Origin of the sequence: uncultured Eubacterium sp., from assembly GCF_934295145.1 — a bacterium.
Taxonomy (GTDB): Bacteria; Bacillota; Clostridia; order Lachnospirales; family Lachnospiraceae; genus Eubacterium_I.
Window position 1 is genome coordinate 97473 of the sequence record NZ_CAKRAS010000001.1, and the last position, 24027, is coordinate 121499.

Here is a 24027-nt window from a genome sequence, read left to right on the forward strand (position 1 = left end):
CACGATCAGGAAAAGTCCTGATTAGATAAAAGGAGGTAACCGTCGGAAACGTAATGTGCTTTCTGACGGTTATTCTTCTCTCAAGAGAAATTTGACAGGGAGGTATAGGGTTTTGAGTGCAATCTTAACGGTAAAAGACCTGGGCATCTCATTCGGAAGCAACCATGTATTAAAAAGTATCAATTTTGAACTTGGTGAGAATGAGGTACTTGGTGTGATCGGACCAAACGGTGCAGGAAAAACAGTTATGTTAAATATCCTGACCGGTATTTTAAAACCAACCAGCGGCACCATGATTTTTGACGGAAAGGATATCGCGCACGAAGGTGTGACAGAGCGATGCCGCGGCGGTATCGGAAGAACGTTCCAGGTACCGAGACCATTTGAACAGATGACTGTATTTGAAAATATTATGGTCGGCGGTGTATTCGGAGCGGGTATGTCCGAAGCACAGGCAAAAGAGAAAGCCATTGAAGTAGCGAAAATTATTAAACTGGACGATAAATTAGATCTGTTTGCAGGAAAACTTGGACTGTTAGACCGTAAACGTCTTGAAATCGGACGTGCACTGGCTACTGAGCCAAAAATCTTACTGCTGGATGAGGTTGGTGGAGGTCTGACAGAGTCTGAGGTAGGACTGATCATCAATCTGGTAAAAGAGATCAAGCAGAAAGGTGTCAGCGTAATCTGGATCGAGCATATCATCCGTACCATGCTGGAAGGAACTGACCGTGTTATGCTTCTGGCTGACGGTGTGGATGTCATCACCGGAAAACCGCTGGATGTTATGAACTCCAAAGAAGTTAAACGAGTATACATGGGAGGAGGAGACGACGAATGAGTTTGTTAGAAGTAAACCACATTGACGTTCATTACGGAGATTTCCTTGCTCTGAAAGACGTATCAATTAATGTAGAACCAGGTACCATCGTATCCCTGATCGGAGCGAACGGTGCCGGAAAATCCACAATTATGAATACCATCTGTGGATTAAATAAACCGACAAAAGGTGAAATTATTTTTGACGGACAGAATATTGCAGGCAAAAAACCAAACCAGATCGCACGCCTTGGTCTTTCCATGGCACCGGAAGGAAGCCACTGTTTTGAGAGAATGACCGTACAGGACAACCTTCTGATGGGCGCTTACCTTGCAAAGAAAGATGAGCGTATGCAGCGTCTGGAAAATGTATATAAATTGTTCCCAATCCTGAAAGAGAAAGCGAACCAGATGTCTACCTTCCTTTCCGGTGGACAGAGACAGATGCTTGCCATCGGCCGTGGAATTATGACACAGCCAAAGATTCTTCTCTGTGATGAGATTTCCCTGGGACTTGCACCGGTTGTCATCAATGACATTTATGAAAAACTGAAAGAGATTGCAGACACTGGACTGACCATGCTGATCGTAGAGCAGGATGTAAACCGTTCCCTGAATTCTTCCGATTATGCATATGTGGTTCTGGAAGGTAAAATCGTAATGCAGGGTAAATCAAAAGAGTTAAGTGTAGATGAAGTAAATGATGCTTACTTCGGTATTAATACATTTTCTCACTGATCATGTTAGACAAAGGAGTTGAGAAATTATGATTCAATGTATTGTTACAGGTATCCTCCTGGGAGGATTATACTCCATGATTGGTATCGGTATGTCTCTGGTTTTCGGTATTATGGGACTGACCAACCTGGCACATGGAGATTTAATGATTCTTGGTACTTATATTTCACTTGTTATGACAAGAGCACTTGGATGCAACCTGATCGTATCCGTTATTGTATCTGTCATCGTTATGTGTGTACTCGGTTTCGTGATACAGCAGTTCTTAGTTAATAAGGTTATGGATAAAGGTGAGGCACCGGCGCTGCTGGTAACTTTCGGACTTTCTATTTTCCTGTCCAACCTGATGTTAAAAATCTTCAGTGCAGACAACCAGTCTATTAATAATTCACTGTCATCCAAAAACGTTATTACTACAGATGTATTATCCATTTCTGCAAGCTACCTGACAAGTTTTATCATCGCTTGTGTTATCATCATCGGACTGTCGCTGGTAATGCAGAAAACAAACTTTGGCCGTGCCATCCGTGCAACCTCTGATGATACAATGGCAGCAGAACTTATGGGCGTAAATACAAAACTGGCTTATGCAGCAGCAATGGTAATCTGTATGGGTATCACAGCAGTAGCAGGAACATTAGTTGGTTCCACATTCGTATTCTACCCGTCTTCCGGTACACAGTATCTGATCATCGCATTCGGTGTTGTAGTAATCGGTGGTATGGGAAGTTTGTTCGGAACGCTGATCGGTGGTATCGTACTTGGCGTTGCTCAGATTGTTGGTGGATATGTATTTGGATCCGGTGTACAGATGCTGATCGCTTACATTGTACTGCTTGTAATCCTGGCACTGAGACCAAACGGACTGTTCGCAGCTTCTGCGGTAAGAAAGTAAAGGGGGCTGACGAATATGAAGAAAAAAATGAACCTGATCATCTTAATTGCGGTGATCGCAGTTATGTTTGTAATCATTCCGCAGGCCGGTTCACCGTATCTGTTGAATATTATTACTTTGATGTGCCTGTATATGGCCATGAGTCAGATGTGGAATCTGCTTGGCGGTTATGCCGGTATGTTATCCCTTGGTATGCAGGCCTTCATCGGAATCGGTGGTTATTCACTGACCATCCTTTCTGTAAACTATGGCGTAAATATTTATCTTGCAATTATCATTGGTGCAGTGATCTGTGCATTGTTCGGACTTGCAGTTTCTCCGGCAATCTTTAAGATGAGCGGTGTATACTTCGCAATCGGAACATGGATCATTGCAGAAGCATTAAATATTTTCTTCTCAAACTGGAAGTTTGTAGGTTACGCTCAGGACTGGAGTATCAGCACAGTATTCTCCCTGTCCAATAAACAGTTATATTACACTGCATTGATTGTGGCAGTGATTGCTGTATTAGTTGTATTCGGACTTCTGAGAACAAAAACAGGTCTGGCACTTATGGCGATCCGTGACAGTGCATCCGCAGCTGAAACCATGGGTGTAGAGCTTTACAAAACAAAATTAAAATGTTATGTAATCGCATGCTTTATGATGGGTCTGATTGGTGGTGCTCAGTATATGCAGACCGCTTACATTAATCCATCCACAGGTTTCTCCATCAACTGGACCATCGCTATGACATTCGCTGTTATCATCGGTGGATTGGGAACCATGGAAGGACCGATCGTAGGATCCATATTATACGTAATTATCGTACAGATTATGTACAACTATCCTGGTATGTCCAATATCGTACTTGGAATCATCGCAATCGTTGTTATCATGGTTGCGCCGGATGGTATTATGGGAACTTTGTATAAAAAGACTGGATTCCAGATCTTATCACCAAGAAGAAGTATTCCAAAACATTAACATACCCAGTTTTCTAAAGAAATCCCGCAGGTTTGAACATCTGCGGGATTTTGCTTGTTTGATAGGAAATTCTTGCTTTGCTTATAATATCTATAAGTTATGGTGATTATTGCTCGGGATCAGCAGGAAAAAGCTTCTTTGTTGTGACAATTTCTGAAAATATCAGTTTGTATAGATTTTTTTTACAAAATATATTATCATAAAATCATTCGTAAAAATGAGGTAAAGACATGAAGAAAGAAGAATTGTACAGATTTGTGGATCACACTATGTTAAAGGCAGTCACAACCTGGAAAGAAATCCAGCAGTTGTGTCAGGAAGCTCGATTTTTCAGAATGGCTTCTGTGTGTATTCCAAGCAGCTATGTAAAGCGTGCACATGAATATTTTCCGGAATTAAACATTTGCACGGTAGTCGGTTTCCCACTGGGAAATGCAAGTACAGAGGCGAAACTGATGGAGACTCGCCAGGCACTGGAAGATGGTGCAAATGAGATTGATATGGTCATCAACCTCGGTATGGTAAAAAATCAGCAGTATCCGCAGGTAACAGAGGAGATTCGTCTGCTCAAGGAAGCAACAGGAGATAAAATCTTAAAAGTTATCATTGAGACCTGTTATCTGACAGAGGAAGAAAAAATCCGGATGTGCGAAGCAGTGACAGAAGCAGGTGCAGATTTTATCAAGACCTCAACCGGATTTGGAACCGGTGGTGCGACATTGGAAGACGTAATTTTGATGAAGCAGCATGTGGGACCGAATGTAAAGATCAAAGCAGCAGGTGGTATCCGTTCCAAAGAAGATATGGAAGATTATATCGCTGCAGGCTGCAGTCGAATTGGTACAAGCAGTGCAATCGCAATGCTGCAGGACGGAGAATAAGTAAGATGGATTTGACAGAACTGATTCAGAAAGCACAGGAAGCAAAAGAAAAAGCATATGTGCCGTATTCGGGATTTCATGTTGGTGCAGCACTGCTGTGTAAAGACGGTACAATTTTTACCGGATGCAATATCGAAAACTCTGCGTATGGACCGACAAACTGTGCGGAGCGCACGGCCATATTTAAAGCGGTTTCGGAAGGGTATCGTGAGTTTAAAGCCATTGCGATTATCAGTGACAGCAAGGAGCTGACTTCTCCCTGTGGCGTCTGCCGTCAGGTGATGGCAGAATTTTGTGAGCCGGATTTTGAAGTGATCATGTTAAGCTGTGATGGCAGATATGGTTCCGCAACTTTGGGAGAACTGTTGCCATATGCGTTTTCCTTAAAGAAAGAAAAACTGGCAACAGCGCCAGAACTTTCCTGAAAAAAATTTGAATTTTTTATTGTCAAGATGCACATAGTAAAGTATAATCAGATATAGCGAAAGCAATTCCTGGGGTGTACGAGAACCCTGCTATTTTGAACCTACATTTTCTTTTATGGGAATCTTATATTGCCGGCTGGATGCCAGGCCACCGAATTCGCAGTGGAAGGCAGAAGACTGGTTGCGGAAGCCCCCCTAGCGTTGCTAGGAGTCAAAATTGCAGGAACGGCACTCTGGGATCACGAAAGAAAAAGATTTACTTTACAAAAGAGAAAATAATAAAATACAAAAGATAATGTCAGGCATGATGTGAAAGCATCATGCCTGATTTTTTTGCATACACTAGCATATGATGTTGCAGAAGGGACAGGCGGTGTATGGGTATAAAGACAAGGCAGAATTATGGACGCAGGTACGTGGAACAAAGAATACGCCAAAAGCGCAGACGCAAATGGCAGATGAAAATCTTTCTTGCGTGTATGTTTATTTTTGCGGGAGTAATTGTGATAAGTGCAGGAAAAAAGGAACAGTTGAAAGTACAAAACGTGAAGGAGGATCAGGTGGCGGCTGCAGAACTGGCGGGATATCTTCAGGCTGCTTTTCTGACCCCGGAGGAAACAAGGAAACTGGTGCTTCCGGAGGTTCATGATCCCCTGACAGGTGAAGATGTTCAGGTGGTATTGCAAAAACTTGGAATGGAGAACAGCTGGGAGGAATTTGAGGGGCTGCTGAAAGTAAATGGTGCTGATTCACAGGAAGTGGTATCACAGCAGAACTTGACAAGAGAGACGTGGTGCCAATGTTATGAGTTGCTGTTAGAGAAGCTTCAGGTAAAAGATTCCGTGACGGAAATGGAACTTCAATATTTGGGAAAAGTGCCGGGAGAACAGCGGATCATGGCGGATAACGGAAATTATGACTGTGATCTGCAAAGCTGTCAGATGACATATGGAAAACGCTATATCGTCTATGTACAGGAAAATCTGATTCTGGGGATAAAAAGTGAACTGGAGCAGGGAAAAAGCGAAGCAGGTGAAGAGGCGGCAAACAGTGGAGAAAAGGAAAATAACGGACAGGGAAAAGATACTCTTACTATCTCAGTTCCACAAACGGTACGCGTGCTTCTGTCGCAGGATCACGGGCAGAAGCCGGAGCGGCAGGCTGTATTTGTGACGGGGACAGGAACTTGGAAACTACACGCGAATTCAGGACAGACAGAACAGGTTTTTGAGGAAAATGTGGTTTCTGACTGCGGAGCATGGATGACAGAACATGGGACATCAGAAGTGACAGCAGAAGCAGTGGATGGTGGAAAAATATGTCTGACGGATGAGAATGGTTCAGTAAAAGGAAGTTACAATGGTACCTTACATATTTATCAGAGCGCGGGCGGGTCTGTTTACTGGGTGGTAAATGAGCTTGGGATGGAAGCCTATCTGTATGGTGTGGTTCCAGGCGAAATGCCGGCATCTTTTGCGCCTGAGGCATTAAAAGCACAGGCAGTCTGTGCCAGAACCTACGCCGCATTACAGGTGTTGAGCACGTCCTATGAGCAGTATCATGCGGATGTGGATGATACCACGGCCTGTCAGGTGTATCTGCCGGAAAATGAAAACCAAACAGCGACAGATGCGGTAAATGCCACGGCGGGCCAGATACTTACCTATCAGGGGATGATCGCATCGGTATATTATTTTTCTACATCCTGTGGCTATACTGTAGGTCTGGAAGCCTGGCAGCAGAAGCCGGTGGCGTATCTTGGAACACAGAGTCTTGTGACAGGCGCAGCAGTAACGGGAGATATGGATGCTTTTTTGCGGAATGGACAGGTGACAGCATATGACAGTGAGAGCCGTTTTTTTCGATGGAAAGCAGTGTTGCAGACAGCAGTGGATGACGGAAAGCTGCTGCAGAGTATTCAGACTGCTGCAGATCAGCGAGATGGAAAAGTGTATCTGACGGATGCGGCGGGAACGCAGACACAGGATACCTCGACGTTTGGAGTTTGTACGGGAATAAGCTTAGTGAACCGGGCGGAATCCGGTTGCATCATAGATCTGTGCCTGGATTTTGCGGGCGGAACAGCGCATATTTACAATGAAAATGCAATCCGGAAAATTTTGTGGAGTGCATGTGTTTCCCTGACGGATAAAAATGGAAACAGTGCAGATACTCTTACTATGCTTCCGAGTGCCTTTTTTTCGATAGATGCAAAAGAAAATGGAACTTACGAGATTTATGGCGGAGGGCTTGGCCACGGTATTGGCATGAGCCAGTATGGTGCAGATGGCATGGCAAAAAGCGGAATGATGTATACGGATATTCTGGAGAAATTTTTCCCGGGGACGGTGTTGTATAAAGATGAAAGTGAATAATGGAAAATGTGTGTTTGCCGAAATGTGGGATAATGAAATTTTGAGCAGACCAGTATTGCAGAAAATATAGTTTAAGAGCGGAAAAAGAGAGGCTGTGAGAAAAAACTTGCTGAAATTGGAAAAATCTGATATCCTATCGGAATGTGAATATACAAGAGACTGGAATTTTGTATACAAAAGGGGAGAACTTATGGATTATAAGCATTTGATACGTTTCTTTTTAGCAAAATTGAAAAAAGATAATATTGGAGCTTATGCGGCACAGGCGGCGTTATTTATCATTATGTCAGCAATCCCGTTTTTACTGGTATTTCTGTCGTTGCTGAGATTTACTCCGGTGAGTGAGAGTACCGTGCTGTCTGTGATCCAGATGGTGGTTCCGGGACAGATCAAGATCACACCGATGCTGATCAACGTGGTGGATGAAGTGTATACCAATTCTGCAAAGATATTGCCGATCGCGGTGATTTTTGCGATTTATTCTGCAGCAAAATCCATTCAGAGTCTTCGTTATGGATTGAATATCGTTTATGATACTGATGAAACACGAAACTGGTTTGTACTGCGATTTCGCGCAATGATCGAGACGTTTGTGCTGATTCTGGTCATTATTTTACTGATGGTATTTCTGGTATTTGGTCAGAAGATTCAGAACATGCTGGTGCAGTATGCACCGATTTTGTCCATTGTGACAGATATTATTTTGAAATTGCGTCTGCTCATTTTATTTTTTGTGCTGATTTTATTTTTTATGTTTATTTATAAAGTACTGCCAAACCGCACAGCCACATTTAAAAGTCAGTTGATCGGGGCTGTAGGATGCTCTGCTGCATGGTATGTTTTTTCCTTTGGATTATCAGTTTATGTGAATTTTTTCAATGGATTTTCCCTGTATGGAAGTCTGACAACCATTTTGTTATTGATGTTCTGGCTTTATATCAGCATGTATATTTTTCTGGTGTGCGCGGAGGTCAACAACCTTTTTGAAATTTTGTTGGTGGAGATTCAGGAAGCGCGTCAGAGAAAAAAAGAGCGGGAACAGGATAAAAACGCTTGATGTTTTAAATAAGCTATGCTAGAATAAATGCTAGTTTTGATATTTTTAAAAGCTGAGAAGATGTTAGTAGGCAGATGATCGGATTACAGAGAGAGTGTACATTGGCTGAGAATACACTTAAGGAAAGACATCTGGTGAACTTCCCATTGGAGCTGCTGTTTTGAACAACGGAACGTCAAGTAGGAACAGACGGGTCATGCACGTTACGCATCAGAGTGTCCGATGCATGTCGGGAAGCCGGGTGGTAACGCGGAAATTTTTCGTCCCTTTTTTATGAAGGGACGTTTTTTTATGGGCTGATAACTTACCTTGGATTTCCTGTGAAAAGTACTTTGTGTAAAGGACGGGCGTATGTATAAGAAGAACTTATTTATATTAAAGAAGGAGATTAAAGATGAAAGACAAGTTAAAGCAGATCAGAGAAAAAGCACTTGCTTCTATCGAAAATTCTGAGGGATTAAACGGATTAAATGATGTCCGTGTTGCTTTCCTTGGAAAAAAAGGTGAACTTACTGCTGTATTAAAAGGAATGAAAGATGTCAGCCCGGAGGAGCGTCCGCTGGTTGGTCAGATGGTAAATGAGACAAGAGCAGCCATCGAACAGAAATTAGAAGAAACCAAAAAGAAAATGGAAGCTCTGGAGTTGGAGCATAAACTGAAAAAAGAAGTCATTGACGTAACACTCCCGTCAAAGAAAAACCGCGTGGGTCATGGTCATCCGAATACTATCGCTTTAGAAGAAGTTGAGCGTATCTTTGTTGGTATGGGATATGAAGTCGTAGAAGGACCAGAAGTAGAGTATGATTACTATAACTTTGAGGCTCTGAACATTCCGGCAAATCATCCGGCAAAAGATGAACAGGATACTTTCTATATCAATGACAAGATTGTGCTTCGTACACAGACATCTCCAGTACAGGTTCGAGTGATGGAGCAGGGCAAACTGCCAATCCGTATGATCGCACCGGGACGTGTATTCCGTGCCGATGAAGTAGATGCAACTCATTCTCCGTCTTTCCATCAGATCGAAGGTCTGGTAATTGACAAGGGTGTTACATTTGCAGATCTGAAAGGAACCCTGCAGGAGTTCGCAAAAGAATTGTTCGGACCGGAGACAAAAGTAAAATTCCGTCCGCATCACTTCCCGTTCACAGAGCCGAGTGCAGAAGTAGACGTGACTTGCTTCAAATGTGGTGGAAAAGGATGCCGTTTCTGTAAAGGTGAAGGATGGATTGAGATCCTCGGCTGTGGAATGGTTCACCCGCACGTACTTGAGATGAGCGGAATTGATCCAAAGGAATATTCCGGATTCGCATTTGGTGTAGGCCTGGAGCGTATCGCACTGTTAAAATATGAAATCGACGACATGCGTCTCCTTTACGAGAATGACGACAGATTTTTAAAACAATTTTAGCGTTAGCTTTGAGAAGTGCAGATAGAGGTTGGAACATAAATACGAATCAAGCTGGCTTGAATGAGTATTTATGGTCAAAGCTCTGATTGTACGGCGAATGCCGGACAATGAGAAAATCGCAGATTTTCGAATCTGCACGAAAGAAGTGCATAGGAAAAATTTTGAGGGAAAAGATTTTCGAATCTGCACGAAAGAAGTGCATTGGAAAACTTCGACGGAAAAAGAATTTCGAAACTGCACGAGCAAAGCGAAATACCATTTTTGAATAATAGATTAGTAGGAGAAAAAACATGACAACTTCATTATCTTGGATAAAAGCATATGTTCCGGAATTAGAAGTAGAGCCGCAGGAATACATGGATGCGATGACACTTTCCGGTTCAAAAGTAGAAGGATATAAAAAATTAGATGAGGATCTGGAAAAAATCGTCATCGGTCAGGTATTAAAAGTAGAAAAACACCCGGATGCAGACAAACTGGTAATCTGCCAGGTAGATATCGGTGGCGAGACCACACAGATTGTAACCGGCGCACCAAACGTATTTGAAGGCGCAAAAGTCCCGGTCGTATTAGACGGCGGACGTGTTGCCGGCGGTCATGATGGAAAAGTCGTAGAAGGCGGCATCAAAATCAAAAAAGGTAAATTAAGAGGTATAGAGTCCAATGGTATGATGTGCTCCATCGAAGAACTTGGATCTACTACCGATATGTATCCGGATGCGGCTGAGGACGGACTTTATATTTTACCGGAAGATGCTCCGGTTGGTGCGAGTGCAGTCTCTTACCTTGGATTAGATGACGTAGTTGTAGAGTACGAGATTACGTCTAACCGTGTAGATTGCTTTTCCATCCTTGGTATTGCCCGTGAGGCAGCAGCTACTTTCGGAAAAGAGTTTATTCCGCCAGTAGTAACAGAGACTGGAAATTCAGAGGATGTAAACGACTACATTAAAGTATCAGTAGAAGATGCGGATCTTTGCCCGCGTTATACTGCCCGTGTAGTAAAAAATATTAAGATCGCACCGTCACCGAAGTGGATGCAGCACAGACTGGCTTCCCACGGTATCCGTCCGATCAACAATATCGTAGATATCACAAACTATGTCATGGAAGAGTTTGGACAGCCAATGCATGCTTATGATATGGATACAATCTCCGGCCATGAGATTCGAGTACGTCGTGCTGCTAAAGGAGAGAAATTTGTTACTTTAGATGGACAGGAGCGTACCTTAGATGACAGTATTTTAATGATCTGTGATGGCGAAAAAGCAATTGGACTTGCCGGTATCATGGGTGGCGAAAACTCCATGATCACAGACAATGTTCAGACAATGCTTTTTGAGGCAGCTTGCTTTGATGGAACAAACATCCGTCTGTCCAGCAAAAAAGTAGGTCTTCGTACTGACGCTTCCTCCAAATTTGAAAAGGGTCTGGATCCGAACAATGCGATTGAGGCTATGAACCGTGCCTGCCAGCTCATCGAAGAACTTGGTGCAGGTGAAGTTGTTGGCGGTATCGTTGATGTATACCAGAAAGAAATGACAGGCAGAAGAATCGCATTTGATCCGGATTGGATCAATGGTCTGCTTGGAACTGATATTTCTGCAGAGACAATGATTGGATATTTCAAAAAAATCGATCTTGGATTTGATGAGGAGACACAGGAAGTCATCGTTCCATCCTGGAGACAGGATCTGCTCCGTGATGCAGACATCGCAGAAGAAGTGGCACGATTCTATGGATATGACAATATTCCGACCACACTTCCATCCGGAGAATCCACAACAGGTAAACTTTCCTTTAAACTTCGTGTAGAGGCAGTAGCAAGAGAAGTTGCCCAGTTCTGTGGATTTTCACAGGGAATGACATATTCCTTCGAGAGTCCGAAGGTATTTGATAAATTATTACTTCCGGCAGACAGTCCACTGCGTAATACCGTAACTATTTCCAATCCGCTTGGAGAGGACTTCAGTATTATGCGTACCGTTTCCTTAAATGGAATGCTGACATCTCTTTCTACCAACTTCAATCGTAGAAACAAAGATGTTCGTCTGTATGAATTAGGAAATATTTATCTGCCAAAACAGGAGCCGGTAACAGAGCTTCCGGAAGAGCGCATGCAGTTTACACTGGGATTCTACGGTGATGGCGATTTCTATACCATGAAAGGTGTTATTGAGGAGTTTCTGTATAAAGTAGGTATGAATCTGAAACCGGAGTATGATCCGGAGTCGGAACTGTCCTTTTTACATCCTGGACGTCAGGCAAATGTTATTTATGATGGTCAGGTAATCGGCTACCTCGGTGAGGTTCATCCGACTGTTGCAGCAAATTACTCCATTAAAGATCGCGTATACGTTGCTGTCATTGATATGCCGGAAATCGTTTCCCGTGCAACTTTTGACCGCAAATACGAAGGCATTGCAAAATATCCGGCAGTCAGCCGCGACCTCAGTATGGTTGTTCCGAAACATGTACTTGCAGGCGATATTGAGAAGGTATTTGACGAGCGAGGCGGCAAGATTCTTGAGTCTTATGAATTATTTGATATTTATGAGGGCGCACAGATCAAACCGGGATTCAAATCTCTGGCTTACAAACTGACCTTCCGTGCAAAAGACCGTACCTTAGAAGAAGCAGATATCACATCTGCCATGAAGAAGATCATGAACGGTCTGGAGCGTCTGGGTATCGAGCTGCGCCAATAGAAAGTTGGTGTCTGTATTGAACGAAAACGAAATGAAGGTAACAGATTATTATTTTGATCTGCCGCAGGAGCAGATCGCGCAGGACCCGCTGGAGGATCGTTCTTCCTCCAGACTGCTGGTTCTGGATAAAGAGACAGGCGAGTATTCCCATCATGTGTTCCGGGAGATCACACAATTTCTGAAACCAGGGGACTGCCTTGTCTTAAACAATACAAAAGTAATCCCTGCCCGTCTGTTTGGTGAAAAAGAGGGGACTCAGGCAAAAATTGAGATTCTTCTGCTGAAACGCAAGGAAAACGATGTCTGGGAAACACTGGTAAAACCGGGTAAAAAGGCAAAAGTCGGCACAAAGATTATTTTTGGTGGTGGACTTTTAGTCGGTGAAGTGATTGATATCGTGGAAGAGGGCAACCGTCTGATCAAATTTACTTATGAAGGGATTTTTGAAGAAATTCTGGATCAGTTAGGTCAGATGCCGTTACCGCCATATATCACACATCAGTTAAAGGACAAGAACCGTTATCAGACTGTTTATGCAAAATATGACGGTTCTGCAGCAGCACCGACAGCAGGTTTACATTTTACACCGGAACTGCTTCAGCAGGTGAAAGATATGGGCGTGGACATTGCGGAGGTAACCCTGCATGTCGGACTTGGTACTTTCCGTCCGGTAAAAGTGGACAATATCCTGGAACACCATATGCATTCAGAGTTCTATATGGTGACACAGGAAGCCGCTGACAAGATCAACAATGCGAAGAAAAACGGACATCGTGTGATCTGCGTCGGAACTACAAGCTGCCGTACCATTGAGTCTGCAGCAGACGAAAACGGTATGCTGAGAGAAAGCAGCGGATGGACGGAGATATTCATCTATCCGGGCTATCAATTCAAAGTGCTGGATTGTCTGATCACAAACTTCCATCTGCCGGAGTCAACGTTGCTGATGCTTGTTTCTGCACTTGCAGGAAGAGAACATGTGCTGGCGGCTTATGAGGAAGCAGTGAAGGAAGGATACAGATTTTTCTCCTTCGGAGATGCGATGTTTATTCAGTAGAAATAATTTCTAAGAAAATATAGTGGGATAAATAGTGCCTGTGACAGTGTATGGCTGTTATGGGTGCTATTTTTACGTTTGGATGATTCATCTTTTAGGACAAATATTGTGAAAATATTATGAAAATGGTAAAATTACGACAGAATCTAAATTTAAAGCTCTCTAAGGATCTCTAAAGATCTCTTAAGAGACCCTTAGAGACTGTTAAGAATAAGAAGGAGTACATATGCAATTATTAATCAAACAACGTGTATTTTCCTGGTCAGATACATATGATATTTACGATGAACAGGGAAATCAGAAGTATTTTGTAAAAAACGAACTTATCTCATTAGGACATCGCCTGCATGTATACGATGCGGCGCACAATGAGATCGGATTTATCAAACAGAAATTATTCTGTTTACTTCCAACTTTTGAAATCGAATGGAACGGACAGTTGATGGGTCACATAGAGCAGCGTTTTACTTTGTTCCGCCCAAAATATGATGTGGATTTCATGGGATGGCGTGCAGAAGGTGATTTCATGGGCTGGGATTACGATGTGTATGAAGCATGCAGTGCAGTCGTTCATGTACATAAAAAAATCCTGAGCTGGGGTGACACCTATGCCATTGAATTTGATGATCCGAAGCATGAAATTCCGGCATTGTTACTGGTATTGGCCATTGATGCGGCAAATTGTTCACAGAATAATTCTTAAATATCCCTTTTACAAAGGCTAAGAAGAATAGAATAAAAAGTAGAAAGAGAATTAGCAAGAATATGGGAAAAACGTTAGTCATTGCCGAAAAACCTTCCGTTGGACGGGATATCGGCAGAGTTTTGAAATGTGGAAAGAAAATTGACGGAGCTTTGGAAGGCAGTCAGTATATCGTAACCTGGGGATTAGGCCATTTGGTTACATTGGCAGATCCGGAGCATTATGATAAAAAATACAAAGACTGGAAGATGGAAGATTTGCCAATGCTTCCGGAGAAGATGGATATTGAGGTCATCAAACAGACGGGGAAGCAGTATCAGGCAGTGAAACGACAGATTTACCGTAAGGATGTGTCAGATATCGTCATTGCCACCGATGCCGGACGAGAGGGTGAGCTGGTTGCCCGCTGGATTTTGAAAAAAGCGGACAATCACAAGCCGTGTAAACGTCTGTGGATTTCTTCTGTGACAGACAAAGCAATCCGCCAGGGATTTGAGCATCTGAAAAATGCAAAAGAATATGATAATCTGTATCATGCAGCTGTATGCCGTGCAGAGGCAGACTGGCTGGTGGGATTAAATGCTACCAGAGCATTGACTTGCAAATACAATGCGCAGTTGTCCTGTGGTCGTGTGCAGACGCCGACACTTGCAATGATTGCAAAGCGGGAAGAAGAAATTCGGAAATTTGTTCCAAAACCATATTACGGACTGCAATTGCAGGCAGAGGGCGTGACATTTACATGGAAAGATGAAAAAAGTGGCAGTTATCGCAGCTTTCAGAAGGAACGGATAGCGAATATTCAGAAAAAATTATCCGGAAAGAAACTGCAGATCACAAAAGCAGATACAAAGGTGAAAAAGCAGGGTGCACCACAATTATATGACCTGACACAGCTGCAACGGGAAGCGAATCAGAAATTTGGATTTTCTGCAAAAGAAACGTTGAATATCATGCAGCGGTTGTATGAAAATCATAAAGTCCTGACTTATCCGCGCACGGATTCCCGTTATCTGACGGCAGATGTCATGGGAACGATCAAAGAGCGTTTGCAGGCCATCAATGCAGGGGTTTACCGGGAATTTGCGGCTCCACTGATTCGCCGCGAACTGCCGAAGAAACCTGCATTTGTCAATGATGCAAAAGTCAGCGACCATCATGCGATCATTCCAACGGAGCAGGCACCAAATTATATCCATATGAGTAATGAGGAACGAAAAATCTACGATATGGTAGTGCGCAGATTTCTGGCAGTTATGTATCCGGCGTATGAATACGAAGAATCTGTATTGACCGGAGCAGTGGAAGGAGAACATTTTTACGCCAGAGGAACCCGTCCGTTGCATATGGGATGGAAAGCGGTTTATGAAAATCAGTCCGAGGATGAGGAAGAAGAGGAATTAAAACGCCAGAATCTCCCTGTAATGCAAAAAGGGCAGGAATTTTCTATCTCCAATATCCGTCTTACAGAAGGTAAGACAAAGCCACCGGCACGATTTACCGAAGGCACTCTGATCGCTGCAATGGAAAATCCGGTACGTTATATGGAAAGTGGCAGCAAAGAAATGGCAAAGACACTGGGAGAAACCGGTGGACTTGGAACAGTTGCTACCAGGGCAGATATTATTGAAAAATTGTTTTCCAGTTTTTTATTAGAGAAAAAGGGTGAAGATATTTATACGACAGCGAAGGCGCGTCAGCTTCTGGAACTGGTTCCGGAAGATCTGCGCAAGCCGGAGCTGACGGCAGAGTGGGAAATGAAGCTGTCTAGGATCGCGGAAGGAAAACTATCTGACCGAAAGTTTATGAATGAGATTCGGACCTATTCAACGGATCTGGTAAAAGAGATCAAGACAGCGGAAGGAACCTTCCGTCACGACAATATGACAAACAAGCTTTGCCCGAATTGCGGGAAACGTCTGCTTGCTGTAAATGGCAAAAACAGTCGGATGCTTGTATGCCAGGATCGGGAATGCGGATACCGGCAGACTATCGCAAAGACGACAAATGCCCGCTGTCCGCAGTGTCATAAACGAATGGAACTGATCGGAAGCGGTGAAAATGCTTCTTTTGTATGTAAGTGTGGATATAAGGAGCGTCTGAGTAAATTCCAGGAGCGCCGGAAAAAAGAAGGCGCAGGAGTTTCCAAACGGGATGTACAGAATTATCTGAAGAAACAACAGAAAGAGGCGAAGCAGGAGACCGGCAGTAATGCAATGCTGGACGCATTGAAAAACATTAAATTGTAAACAATTCAAGTCGAACGCACGTAAGACTTGGTGCGTTCGACTTGAATTTTCAGAAAAATATCTGGTTAAAATCTATGAGAGAATCATTCGGTCATTGGAAAATTCCTCTCCGCTGGCTGTCTCAAATTTTTCCATCAGATCAGAGACCTGAAGAGCGGATTTTTCTTCGCCTCTGACATCATAGATAATCTGTCCTTCATGCATCATGACAAGCCGGTTGCCATAATGAATAGCATCACGCATATTGTGGGTGATCATAATGGTGGTCAGATTATTTTCTGCAACAATTGTCTCGGTTAATTTTAGAACTTTGGCTGCTGTTTTCGGGTCAAGGGCAGCAGTATGTTCGTCTAATAATAATACTTTCGGATTCTGAAGTGTTGCCATCAGTAAAGTAATTGCCTGTCGTTGACCGCCGGAAAGGAGCCCTACTTTTGAGGACATGCGTTTTTCTAATCCCAAGTCAAATTGTGCGAGTTTTTCCTGATATATCTTTTTTTCCTGAGCGGTGATTCCCCAGCGAAGTGTTCTTTTTTTGCCGCGGCGGCTGGCCATGGCAAGATTTTCCTGAATTTCCATATCTGCAGCTGTACCCATCATCGGATCCTGAAATACACGTCCAAGATAAGTGGCACGCTTGTAATCTGGCTGTCTGGTAACGTCAACACCGTCAATAATGATTTGCCCCTTATCTACCGGGTAAACACCGGCAATCATATTCAACATGGTTGATTTCCCGGCGCCATTGCCACCAATGACAGTGACAAAATCACCAGTTTGCAATGTGAGATTGAGGTTGTTTAATGCAACTTTTTCGTTGATTGTACCTTTGTTGAAGGTTTTATGTACATTTTGAATATTCAGCATTATTTTGCACCTCCTGCTTTACGGAAAGATGATTTTTGTTTTCCGCGAACGTAAGGAACAGCAAGGAAAACTGCAACTACGATTGCTGAGAAAAGTTTCATATCTTCGGATGGAAGACCGAGCCAGAGTACAAAAGTGATAACTACATAATAGATAACAGCTCCGAGAATTACAAAGGCCATTCTTCCGATAAAGTTTAATTTTTTCCCAAATAATGATTCTGCCAGAACCATACCAATAATAACAGCAGCAAGACCAATAACGATAGCACCACGTCCCATGTTAACGTCTGCATTTCCCTGATATTGTGCATATAATCCACCGCAGAGTCCTACAAGACCATTGGAAATAATAAGGGCAGCAAGTTTTGCCTTGTTGGTATTGACACCCTGCGCACGGGACATATTTGGATTGCATCCTGTGGAACGAATCGTAAAACCGAGTTCTGTACCGAAAAACCAGTATAATACCGCAATGATAATAACTAAGAAGATGGCAATCGTTGCGATTGTTTTTGGAATGTAACGTAAGGATATAACCAGAGGGTACTGGTCGACGCTGACAGCGACATTCGAACATCCCATAATATTCAGATTGATGGAATATAAAGCAATTTGCGATAAAATTCCGGCAAGGATATCAGGAATACCAAGAGTGGTATGCAAGAAGCCGGTTACCAGACCTGCAAGCATTCCGGACAGGCAGGAAATAATCAGTGCCAGTGGAGTCGGAATTCCGCTGGTAATACACATAACGGCAACAGCGCCACCAGTGGCCAGTGTACCGTCTACTGTCAAATCTGCAAAATTTAAGATTTTGTATGTAATGTATACTCCGAGAGCCATAATCCCCCAGATCATACCCTGGGCAAATGCTCCCGGAAGAGTTTTTAATAAAGCTAAGGCGCTTAATGAGAGTACCATATTTTTCACTCCTGTTTCTATTTTTTACTTTTATAAAATCAGAATTCAGGAATGCTGTTAACATTCCTGAATCGAGAGTAAATCAAGCAGTGTAAATGCTTTATTCTTCTGGAAGAGGCTCATATCCTTCCGGAACAGTAATGCCAAGTGCTTCACAGTTTGCTTTATTATACATTTTTGTTGTTTTTGGAGCTGTTTTAATCTCCATTGTTTTGATATCTGCACCATTAACCAGAATTTCGTAGGCCATTTCACCAGTTTCATAGCCAAGATCATAGTAATTGATAGATAAGGTAGCAATACCGCCGGCACAGATTCCCTGCTCACCTGCAATCATCGGAACTTTTGCCGGAATTGCTATATTCTTAATAACGTCTACGGATGCGGCCATAGTGTTGTCAGTTGGAACATATAAAGCGTCACATTCAGAGCATGCGTTTGTTGTAGCTGACTGAATCTCATTGGAATCGGCAGCAGTATATTCTTTGTAAGCAATACCTTCTTTATCAAGATATTTTTCAATCTGAACTGCCTGATATTTGGAGTTTGGCTCAGCAGAACAGTAGAGAATGCCGACCTGGGTGACATCAGGAACTAATTCTTTGATCATAGCAGCCTGCTGATCTAACGGAGCAAGATCAGATGTACCGGAAATGTTTTTGCCGGTAGAACCAGTGAAATCTTTCATACCGAGAGCAGCTGCATAATCAGTAATAGAAGTTCCAAGAATCGGAATCTGGTCTGTAGCGGAGGAGGCTGCCTGAAGTGCGCCTGTAGCATTTGCAAGAATTAAATCTACATCATTCGATACAAATTTGTTGCAGATTGTACCACAGTTAGTAGCTTCACCCTGTGCATTTTGTTCATCAAAAGTTACTTTGTCACCAAGTTTTTCTGTTAGTGCATCCTTGAATCCTTTGGTAGCTGCATCCAGTGCCTCATGTTCCAGTAACTGGCAGATTCCAATCTGATACGTGTCAGCATCCTTTTCAGCAGATGCACTTGTAGTTGATTTTGCGTTGTCAGATTTGTCTGAGCTTCCACATGCTGACATACTAACAGCTAATGCGGAAACTAATAACAGTGATACAAATTTCTTTTTCATGATTTAATTCCCCTTTATTCATTATAATTTAGTGGTTTAAACTTTTACACTTTTATGCGTAAAAGTGATAACAAGATAAATTATAAGTATAAAACAGATATTTGTCAACAATGAATGCACAGAATTGGCGAATGGCGAGTGTGAACGGTATCTGTTTTTTGCGCTGCTTTGTGTTTTTGTGTACCTGAATTTCATTGTCAGATACGATACATGAAATTGTTTCATCTATAAAATGAAAAAAAGTCATTTTATATCTTTACATTCAAAAAGTACACCGATATAATGTTAAAAGTTGATGAAAATAAGAAATTTATTTCATAAGTTAATGTTATTTACTGCGCTGATCGCGCAGTTGCATAAGAAGGAGAGAGATAGATCATGAAAAATGGAATTGAGATCAGATGGCATGGCCGTGGCGGTCAGGGTGCCAAGACTGCAGCACTGCTTCTGGCAGATGTAGCTTTTAAAACCGGAAAACATGTACAGGGTTTCCCAGAGTACGGTCCGGAGCGTATGGGCGCACCGATCACTGCTTACAACAGAATCAGTTCAGATGTGATTCGTGTACATTCCAATATTTATGATCCGGATTATGTTGCAGTTGTTGATGAGACATTATTACATACCGTTGATGTAACAGCCGGATTGAAAAAAGAAGGTGCCATCATCGTAAATACAGCAAAATCAAAAGAAGAAATCATGCCGCAATTAAATGGTTATGAGGGACGTGTCGTTACTATTGATGCCAGAACAATTTCTGAGGAGGCACTTGGAAAATATTTTCCGAACTCTCCAATGTTGGCAGCTGTTGTTGCGACTACAGGTGTTATGTCGAAAGAAACATTTTTACAGGAGATGCGTGCTTCTTACAAACATAAATTTGCAAAGAAACCGGAAGTAATTGATGGAAATATGAAAGCATTGGAAATGGCTTTTGCAGCTGTAGAGGAGAGAGAAGATGAGAACAGATATCAATAAAATCAATGAACATACTCCACATACAGGGCTGACGGAAGGAATGCAGGTATTTGCTGCAGGAACTTCCAAATATTTTAAGACAGGTGAGTGGAGAAATAATACACCGGTTTATTTAGAGGACAACTGCAAACAGTGTCTGCTGTGTGCACCGGTCTGTCCGGACAGTTCCATTCCGGTCAAAGACCAGAAGAGAGGCGCATTTGACTTAGATCACTGCAAAGGCTGCGGTATCTGTGCAAAGGTGTGTCCGTTCGGAGCAATCAAAATGAAGGAGGGCGTAGAATAATGGGAATCAAAGAACGTATGTCAGGTAACGAGGCCGTTGCCTACGCAATCAAACAGGTAAATCCAGATGTTATGCCGGCATTTCCGATTACGCCGTCCACAGAGATTCCGCAGATGGTATCCACATACATTGCAAATGGCGAGATCGATACAGAGTTTATTCCGGTCGAGAGTGAGCATTCTGCAATGAGTGCCAGTATTGGAGCAGAGGCTGCAGGTGCAAGAACCTTGACTGCAACTTCTTCCGCGGGTCTGGCTCTGATGTGGGAGGAACTGCTGCTGGCAGCTTCCAACCGTATGCCGATCGCTCTGACACTGGTAAACCGTACTCTTTCCGGCCCGATCAACATCAACTGTGATCATACCGATGGTATGGGAGCCCGCGATACCGGATGGATTCAGATTTATGCAGAGAACAATCAGGAAGTATATGATAATTTTATTCAGGCATACCGCATTGCCGAGCATAAAGATGTCCGCCTGCCAATTATGATTTGTCAGGATGGTTTTATTACCAGTCACGCAGTAGAGAATATTGAATTATTAGAAGATGCACCGGTCAAAGAGTTCGTCGGTGAATATCATCCGGAGGAGTATTTGTTAAATCCGGGGAAACCGGTTTCTGTTGGACCATATGCAGTATCTAACTTTGTAATGGAAAGTAGAAAAAATCAGCTGATTGCGCTTGAGAATGCAAAACAGGTCATCTTAGATGTAGCCAAAGAATTTGCAGGAATTTCCGGCAGAGAGTATGGCCTTTTTGAAGAATATAAGACAGAAGATGCAGACTATGTGATGGTCATCATTGGTTCCGCAGCAGGAACGGCAAAAGAGGCTGTAGACGAGCTACGCGAGGAAGGAAAGAAAGTCGGAGTTCTGAAACTGCGTGTTTTCCGTCCGTTCCCGGCAGAAGAAATCGTAGAAGCAATCAAAAATAATTGTAAGGCAGTAGCCATTATGGATCGTTGCGAGAGCTACAACGGAAATGGAGGACCACTTGGTTCTGAGATTGCAGCTGGTCTGTACCGCACCAGAACTTATATGGAAGCAATTAATTACATCTACGGACTTGGTGGGCGTGATTTTACTGTTGAAGAAGCAAAAGATGTATTTGCAGAACTGGAAGATGTAGTAGAAAATGGTAAACCGGTAACACAGTATCAGTATATCGGTCTGAGAAAATAGGAGGCAGAGTGATGAGCGAATATAAATTTAAAGAAGTTATGAGCAAACCGGAACGTCTGGCTCCGGGACATAGAATGTGTGCAGGATGTGGCGCAACTATCGCAGTTCGTGCTGTATTGCGCGCACTGCATGAGGGAGATCAGGCCGTTATCGGTAACGCAACCGGATGCCTGGAAGTTTCTTCTTTCATGTATCCATATACTGCATGGGAGGACAGCTATATCCATAACGCATTTGAAAATGCAGGTGCTACATTAAGTGGTGTGGAGACTGCATACAAAGCGCTGAAAAAACGTGGCCGTCTGCCTGAAGATGCCACATTTAAATTTATTACCTTTGGTGGTGACGGCGGTACGTACGATATCGGTTTCCAGTCTCTTTCCGGAGCAATGGAGCGTAATCATGATATGGTATACGTTTGTTACGACAATGGTGCGTATATGAACACTGGTATCCAGCGTTCTTCTGCAACACCGATGTATGCAGATACCACAACCACGCCAGTAGGTACACAGTCCAACGGTAAAATGCAGAACAGAAAAGATCTGGCATCTATCATCGCAGATCATGATGTTCCGTATGTTGGTCAGACAACCATGATCGGCAATTTCTCCGATCTTCACAAAAAAGCAGAGAAAGCTATCTACACAGAGGGTGCTGCTTTCTTAAATATCATGACTCCATGTCCGCGTGGATGGCGTTATGATACAGCAGACATTATGAAAATCTGCAAACTTGCAGTTGAGACCTGTTACTGGCCGATGTTTGAAGTAGAACATGGTAAATGGCGTTTGACATATGAACCGAAGAAGAAACTGCCAATTGAAGACTTTTTGCGCGAACAGGGCAGATTCAAACATCTGTTTAAGCCAGGTAATGAGGATCTGATCGCACAGTTCCAGGCTGAAGTTGACCGTCGTTGGGAAGATCTTCAGTATAAATGCGCACGATAATCCGGGAGGAATAAATAGATGACTTTGTTATCCTATCAGGTATTTCAGACAGTGGTGGGACAGGGAAGTTTCCAGAAGGCGGCAGAGATTTTAAATCTGACGCCTTCTGCAGTCAGTCATGCAATCGCATCGATGGAGCAGGAGCTGGGATTTTCCCTGTTTACGAGAAATAAGGCTGGGGTTGCCCTGACCAATTATGGAGAACATCTGCTTCCCTATGTGAATGCAGTGTTAAACAGTGATGAGAGTCTGCAGCAGGCAATCGCAGGACTGAACGGATTGAAAATGGGAAATGTGAAAATGGGTTGTTTTTCCAGTGTATGCACAAACTGGATGACAGACATTATCCATTCCTTCCATCAGCGGTACCCGGATATTAATATCGAGCTGTATCAGGGAACTTATGCGGATGTATCTTATTGGATCAAAAACGGAATCGTAGATATTGGCTTTCTGTCAATGTCTTCCGCCGGAGATCTGCCAATTGAGCCTTTGTATTGTGATCCGCTGCTCTGTGTAGTTCCAAAAGACTATCGGAAAAGGGAAGATACGCCATATATGACACCAGATGAGATGAAAGACGAAGTCTTTGTCTCTCAGATGGAGACTACTGATGCGGATATCGCAATTTTCATGAAACAGAATGGATTGGGAAACGTGCGGATGGACTATCACGTTGTGGATGATCTGTCTACGATTGCACTGGTGGCAGCCGGACTTGGTATCTGCATTATGCCGGAGTTGGTTATGAATGACATTCCATATGAAGTAGATCGTTATCCAATGATGCCGGAGGCACATCGTGTCATTGGCATATCAGCATTAAACCCGAACTTCCTTGCCCCGGCAGTTAAAATGCTTTACCAGCATGTTATAGAAAAGTATAAGACGATAGAAGAAGCATAAGAGAGTTACGGTGCCTATTCTTAACCTTCCGTATAGCAAAAATTGTGCTCTGGTTGAATTGCACAAAAATAATGCCAGAATGTACGAAAATTTGCTGAATTAAATAAATTCACAAAAAATTAATAAATTTCATTGACTTTTTATCGCGATGAGGGTAATATTACAGACATCAAAGGCAAAGGTGCTGAGAAGAATAAGCTTCCGGTGCCTTTTTCTATTTTCCGGGATAAGGATCCTGTGAGGGCAGATGGCAGAATTTGCGAACAAATTGTTACCTGTTTTTATAGTGGTTCAAATGCCCGGGCAATAGAAAAACTCTGATAGCGACACAAAGGGGTGTCATCTGCAGGCTAGCGGCAGATGGCATCTCTTTTTTGTTTGACAGTATACTTTCTTGTAAAACAGTGTCGTTTTAAGTAAAGATTCCTTGGAATCGAAAAACTAGGAGGTAAGTTATGACACAGGAGATTATGACTTTTATTAATGACAACATATTTGGTGTCTGGTTTCTGATAGGTGCCGCATTGGTATTCTGGAT

21 protein-coding genes, 1 other RNA gene and 1 other annotated feature are annotated in these 24027 nt (G+C 42.9%); of the genes, 19 read left to right on the top strand and 3 right to left on the bottom strand.

Annotated features, from left to right (window positions below):
* Positions 1-112: 112 nt before the first annotated feature.
* The 14 genes from Q0I54_RS00395 (at position 113) to Q0I54_RS00460 (ending at position 16287) form a co-directional block, all read left to right on the top strand.
* The gene (locus tag Q0I54_RS00395) at positions 113-841 is read left to right on the top strand and encodes an ABC transporter ATP-binding protein (protein WP_296115536.1); all 729 of its coding nucleotides are present in this window, start codon (positions 113-115) and stop codon (positions 839-841) included.
* Entirely contained in the window at positions 838-1557 is a 720-nt protein-coding gene (locus Q0I54_RS00400; protein WP_296115538.1) for an ABC transporter ATP-binding protein, read from the top strand. The genes Q0I54_RS00395 and Q0I54_RS00400 overlap by 4 nt, the downstream gene beginning before the upstream one ends.
* 28 nt (positions 1558-1585) lie before the next feature.
* Positions 1586-2452 carry a branched-chain amino acid ABC transporter permease gene (locus Q0I54_RS00405; RefSeq protein WP_296115540.1) on the top strand — a complete coding sequence of 289 codons (867 nt, stop codon included), beginning with the start codon at positions 1586-1588 and terminating at the stop codon, positions 2450-2452.
* A 15-nt stretch (positions 2453-2467) separates the two neighbouring features.
* A complete protein-coding gene (locus Q0I54_RS00410) occupies positions 2468-3418 on the top strand; it encodes a branched-chain amino acid ABC transporter permease (protein ID WP_296115541.1) in 951 nt (316 codons plus the stop codon).
* A gap of 230 nt (positions 3419-3648) precedes the next feature.
* Positions 3649-4299 (top strand): deoxyribose-phosphate aldolase, encoded by a 651-nt coding sequence (gene deoC / locus Q0I54_RS00415; protein ID WP_296115543.1) that lies wholly within the window; start codon positions 3649-3651, stop codon positions 4297-4299.
* Between the two features lie 5 nt (positions 4300-4304).
* The gene (locus tag Q0I54_RS00420) at positions 4305-4724 is read left to right on the top strand and encodes a cytidine deaminase (RefSeq protein WP_296115545.1); all 420 of its coding nucleotides are present in this window, start codon (positions 4305-4307) and stop codon (positions 4722-4724) included.
* Positions 4725-4787: 63 nt separating this feature from the next.
* Positions 4788-4967, top strand: a non-coding RNA gene (gene ssrS, locus Q0I54_RS00425) — 6S RNA.
* A 260-nt stretch (positions 4968-5227) separates the two neighbouring features.
* Complete coding sequence (locus Q0I54_RS00430; RefSeq protein WP_296115546.1) at positions 5228-7099, top strand: SpoIID/LytB domain-containing protein; 1872 nt, start codon at positions 5228-5230, stop codon at positions 7097-7099.
* A 190-nt stretch (positions 7100-7289) separates the two neighbouring features.
* A complete protein-coding gene (locus Q0I54_RS00435) occupies positions 7290-8156 on the top strand; it encodes a YihY/virulence factor BrkB family protein (protein WP_296115548.1) in 867 nt (288 codons plus the stop codon).
* A gap of 45 nt (positions 8157-8201) precedes the next feature.
* Positions 8202-8427: a binding site (T-box leader), on the top strand.
* A gap of 123 nt (positions 8428-8550) precedes the next feature.
* Positions 8551-9570 (top strand): phenylalanine--tRNA ligase subunit alpha, encoded by a 1020-nt coding sequence (gene pheS / locus Q0I54_RS00440; RefSeq protein WP_296115549.1) that lies wholly within the window; start codon positions 8551-8553, stop codon positions 9568-9570.
* A 290-nt stretch (positions 9571-9860) separates the two neighbouring features.
* Positions 9861-12278: a phenylalanine--tRNA ligase subunit beta gene (gene pheT, locus Q0I54_RS00445; RefSeq protein WP_296115550.1), complete on the top strand. Its 2418-nt coding sequence runs from the start codon at positions 9861-9863 to the stop codon at positions 12276-12278.
* Between the two features lie 31 nt (positions 12279-12309).
* Positions 12310-13335: a tRNA preQ1(34) S-adenosylmethionine ribosyltransferase-isomerase QueA gene (queA, locus tag Q0I54_RS00450; protein WP_296115569.1), complete on the top strand. Its 1026-nt coding sequence runs from the start codon at positions 12310-12312 to the stop codon at positions 13333-13335.
* Positions 13336-13561: 226 nt separating this feature from the next.
* Positions 13562-14038, top strand: coding sequence for an LURP-one-related/scramblase family protein (locus Q0I54_RS00455; protein ID WP_296115552.1), 477 nt, complete (start codon positions 13562-13564; stop codon positions 14036-14038).
* Between the two features lie 62 nt (positions 14039-14100).
* A complete protein-coding gene (locus tag Q0I54_RS00460; RefSeq protein WP_296115553.1) occupies positions 14101-16287 on the top strand; it encodes a DNA topoisomerase III in 2187 nt (728 codons plus the stop codon).
* Positions 16288-16359: 72 nt separating this feature from the next.
* Here Q0I54_RS00460 and Q0I54_RS00465 read toward each other — a convergent pair whose 3' ends face one another.
* The 3 genes from Q0I54_RS00465 to Q0I54_RS00475 form a co-directional block, all read right to left on the bottom strand.
* Entirely contained in the window at positions 16360-17154 is a 795-nt protein-coding gene (locus Q0I54_RS00465) for an ABC transporter ATP-binding protein (RefSeq protein ID WP_177974582.1), read from the bottom strand.
* Positions 17154-18077 (bottom strand): ABC transporter permease, encoded by a 924-nt coding sequence (locus Q0I54_RS00470; RefSeq protein ID WP_288620069.1) that lies wholly within the window; start codon positions 18075-18077, stop codon positions 17154-17156. Before Q0I54_RS00470 ends, Q0I54_RS00465 begins: the two co-directional genes overlap by 1 nt.
* A gap of 100 nt (positions 18078-18177) precedes the next feature.
* Positions 18178-19182 (bottom strand): ABC transporter substrate-binding protein, encoded by a 1005-nt coding sequence (locus Q0I54_RS00475; RefSeq protein ID WP_296115556.1) that lies wholly within the window; start codon positions 19180-19182, stop codon positions 18178-18180.
* Positions 19183-19560: 378 nt separating this feature from the next.
* Here Q0I54_RS00475 and Q0I54_RS00480 point away from each other — a divergent pair, with 378 nt between their 5' ends.
* Genes Q0I54_RS00480 through Q0I54_RS00500 form a run of 5 tightly spaced genes read left to right on the top strand, consistent with a single transcriptional unit; the run spans position 19561 to position 23489 of the window.
* The gene (locus tag Q0I54_RS00480) at positions 19561-20160 is read left to right on the top strand and encodes a 2-oxoacid:acceptor oxidoreductase family protein (RefSeq protein ID WP_296115557.1); all 600 of its coding nucleotides are present in this window, start codon (positions 19561-19563) and stop codon (positions 20158-20160) included.
* Entirely contained in the window at positions 20141-20446 is a 306-nt protein-coding gene (locus Q0I54_RS00485) for a 4Fe-4S binding protein (RefSeq protein WP_021737653.1), read from the top strand. Before Q0I54_RS00480 ends, Q0I54_RS00485 begins: the two co-directional genes overlap by 20 nt.
* Complete coding sequence (locus tag Q0I54_RS00490; protein ID WP_296115559.1) at positions 20446-21630, top strand: transketolase C-terminal domain-containing protein; 1185 nt, start codon at positions 20446-20448, stop codon at positions 21628-21630. Before Q0I54_RS00485 ends, Q0I54_RS00490 begins: the two co-directional genes overlap by 1 nt.
* A gap of 11 nt (positions 21631-21641) precedes the next feature.
* Complete coding sequence (locus Q0I54_RS00495; protein WP_288775887.1) at positions 21642-22583, top strand: thiamine pyrophosphate-dependent enzyme; 942 nt, start codon at positions 21642-21644, stop codon at positions 22581-22583.
* 18 nt (positions 22584-22601) lie between these two features.
* Positions 22602-23489 carry a LysR family transcriptional regulator gene (locus Q0I54_RS00500; protein WP_296115563.1) on the top strand — a complete coding sequence of 296 codons (888 nt, stop codon included), beginning with the start codon at positions 22602-22604 and terminating at the stop codon, positions 23487-23489.
* The last annotated feature ends 538 nt before the right edge of the window (positions 23490-24027 follow it).

Excerpts from the sequence above, each read along its gene's own strand:
- Q0I54_RS00400 (WP_296115538.1), top strand. The coding sequence starts at position 838 with ATGAGTTTGTTAGAAGTAAACCACATTGACGTTCATTACGGAGATTTC.
- Q0I54_RS00405 (WP_296115540.1), top strand. The coding sequence starts at position 1,586 with ATGATTCAATGTATTGTTACAGGTATCCTCCTGGGAGGATTATACTCC.
- Q0I54_RS00410 (WP_296115541.1), top strand. The coding sequence starts at position 2,468 with ATGAAGAAAAAAATGAACCTGATCATCTTAATTGCGGTGATCGCAGTT.
- deoC (WP_296115543.1), top strand. The coding sequence starts at position 3,649 with ATGAAGAAAGAAGAATTGTACAGATTTGTGGATCACACTATGTTAAAG.
- Q0I54_RS00420 (WP_296115545.1), top strand. The coding sequence starts at position 4,305 with ATGGATTTGACAGAACTGATTCAGAAAGCACAGGAAGCAAAAGAAAAA.
- Q0I54_RS00435 (WP_296115548.1), top strand. The coding sequence starts at position 7,290 with ATGGATTATAAGCATTTGATACGTTTCTTTTTAGCAAAATTGAAAAAA.
- pheS (WP_296115549.1), top strand. The coding sequence starts at position 8,551 with ATGAAAGACAAGTTAAAGCAGATCAGAGAAAAAGCACTTGCTTCTATC.
- pheT (WP_296115550.1), top strand. The coding sequence starts at position 9,861 with ATGACAACTTCATTATCTTGGATAAAAGCATATGTTCCGGAATTAGAA.
- queA (WP_296115569.1), top strand. The coding sequence starts at position 12,310 with ATGAAGGTAACAGATTATTATTTTGATCTGCCGCAGGAGCAGATCGCG.
- Q0I54_RS00455 (WP_296115552.1), top strand. The coding sequence starts at position 13,562 with ATGCAATTATTAATCAAACAACGTGTATTTTCCTGGTCAGATACATAT.
- Q0I54_RS00460 (WP_296115553.1), top strand. The coding sequence starts at position 14,101 with ATGGGAAAAACGTTAGTCATTGCCGAAAAACCTTCCGTTGGACGGGAT.
- Q0I54_RS00465 (WP_177974582.1), bottom strand. The coding sequence starts at position 17,154 with ATGCTGAATATTCAAAATGTACATAAAACCTTCAACAAAGGTACAATC.
- Q0I54_RS00470 (WP_288620069.1), bottom strand. The coding sequence starts at position 18,077 with ATGGTACTCTCATTAAGCGCCTTAGCTTTATTAAAAACTCTTCCGGGA.
- Q0I54_RS00475 (WP_296115556.1), bottom strand. The coding sequence starts at position 19,182 with ATGAAAAAGAAATTTGTATCACTGTTATTAGTTTCCGCATTAGCTGTT.
- Q0I54_RS00480 (WP_296115557.1), top strand. The coding sequence starts at position 19,561 with ATGAAAAATGGAATTGAGATCAGATGGCATGGCCGTGGCGGTCAGGGT.
- Q0I54_RS00485 (WP_021737653.1), top strand. The coding sequence starts at position 20,141 with ATGAGAACAGATATCAATAAAATCAATGAACATACTCCACATACAGGG.
- Q0I54_RS00490 (WP_296115559.1), top strand. The coding sequence starts at position 20,446 with ATGGGAATCAAAGAACGTATGTCAGGTAACGAGGCCGTTGCCTACGCA.
- Q0I54_RS00495 (WP_288775887.1), top strand. The coding sequence starts at position 21,642 with ATGAGCGAATATAAATTTAAAGAAGTTATGAGCAAACCGGAACGTCTG.
- Q0I54_RS00500 (WP_296115563.1), top strand. The coding sequence starts at position 22,602 with ATGACTTTGTTATCCTATCAGGTATTTCAGACAGTGGTGGGACAGGGA.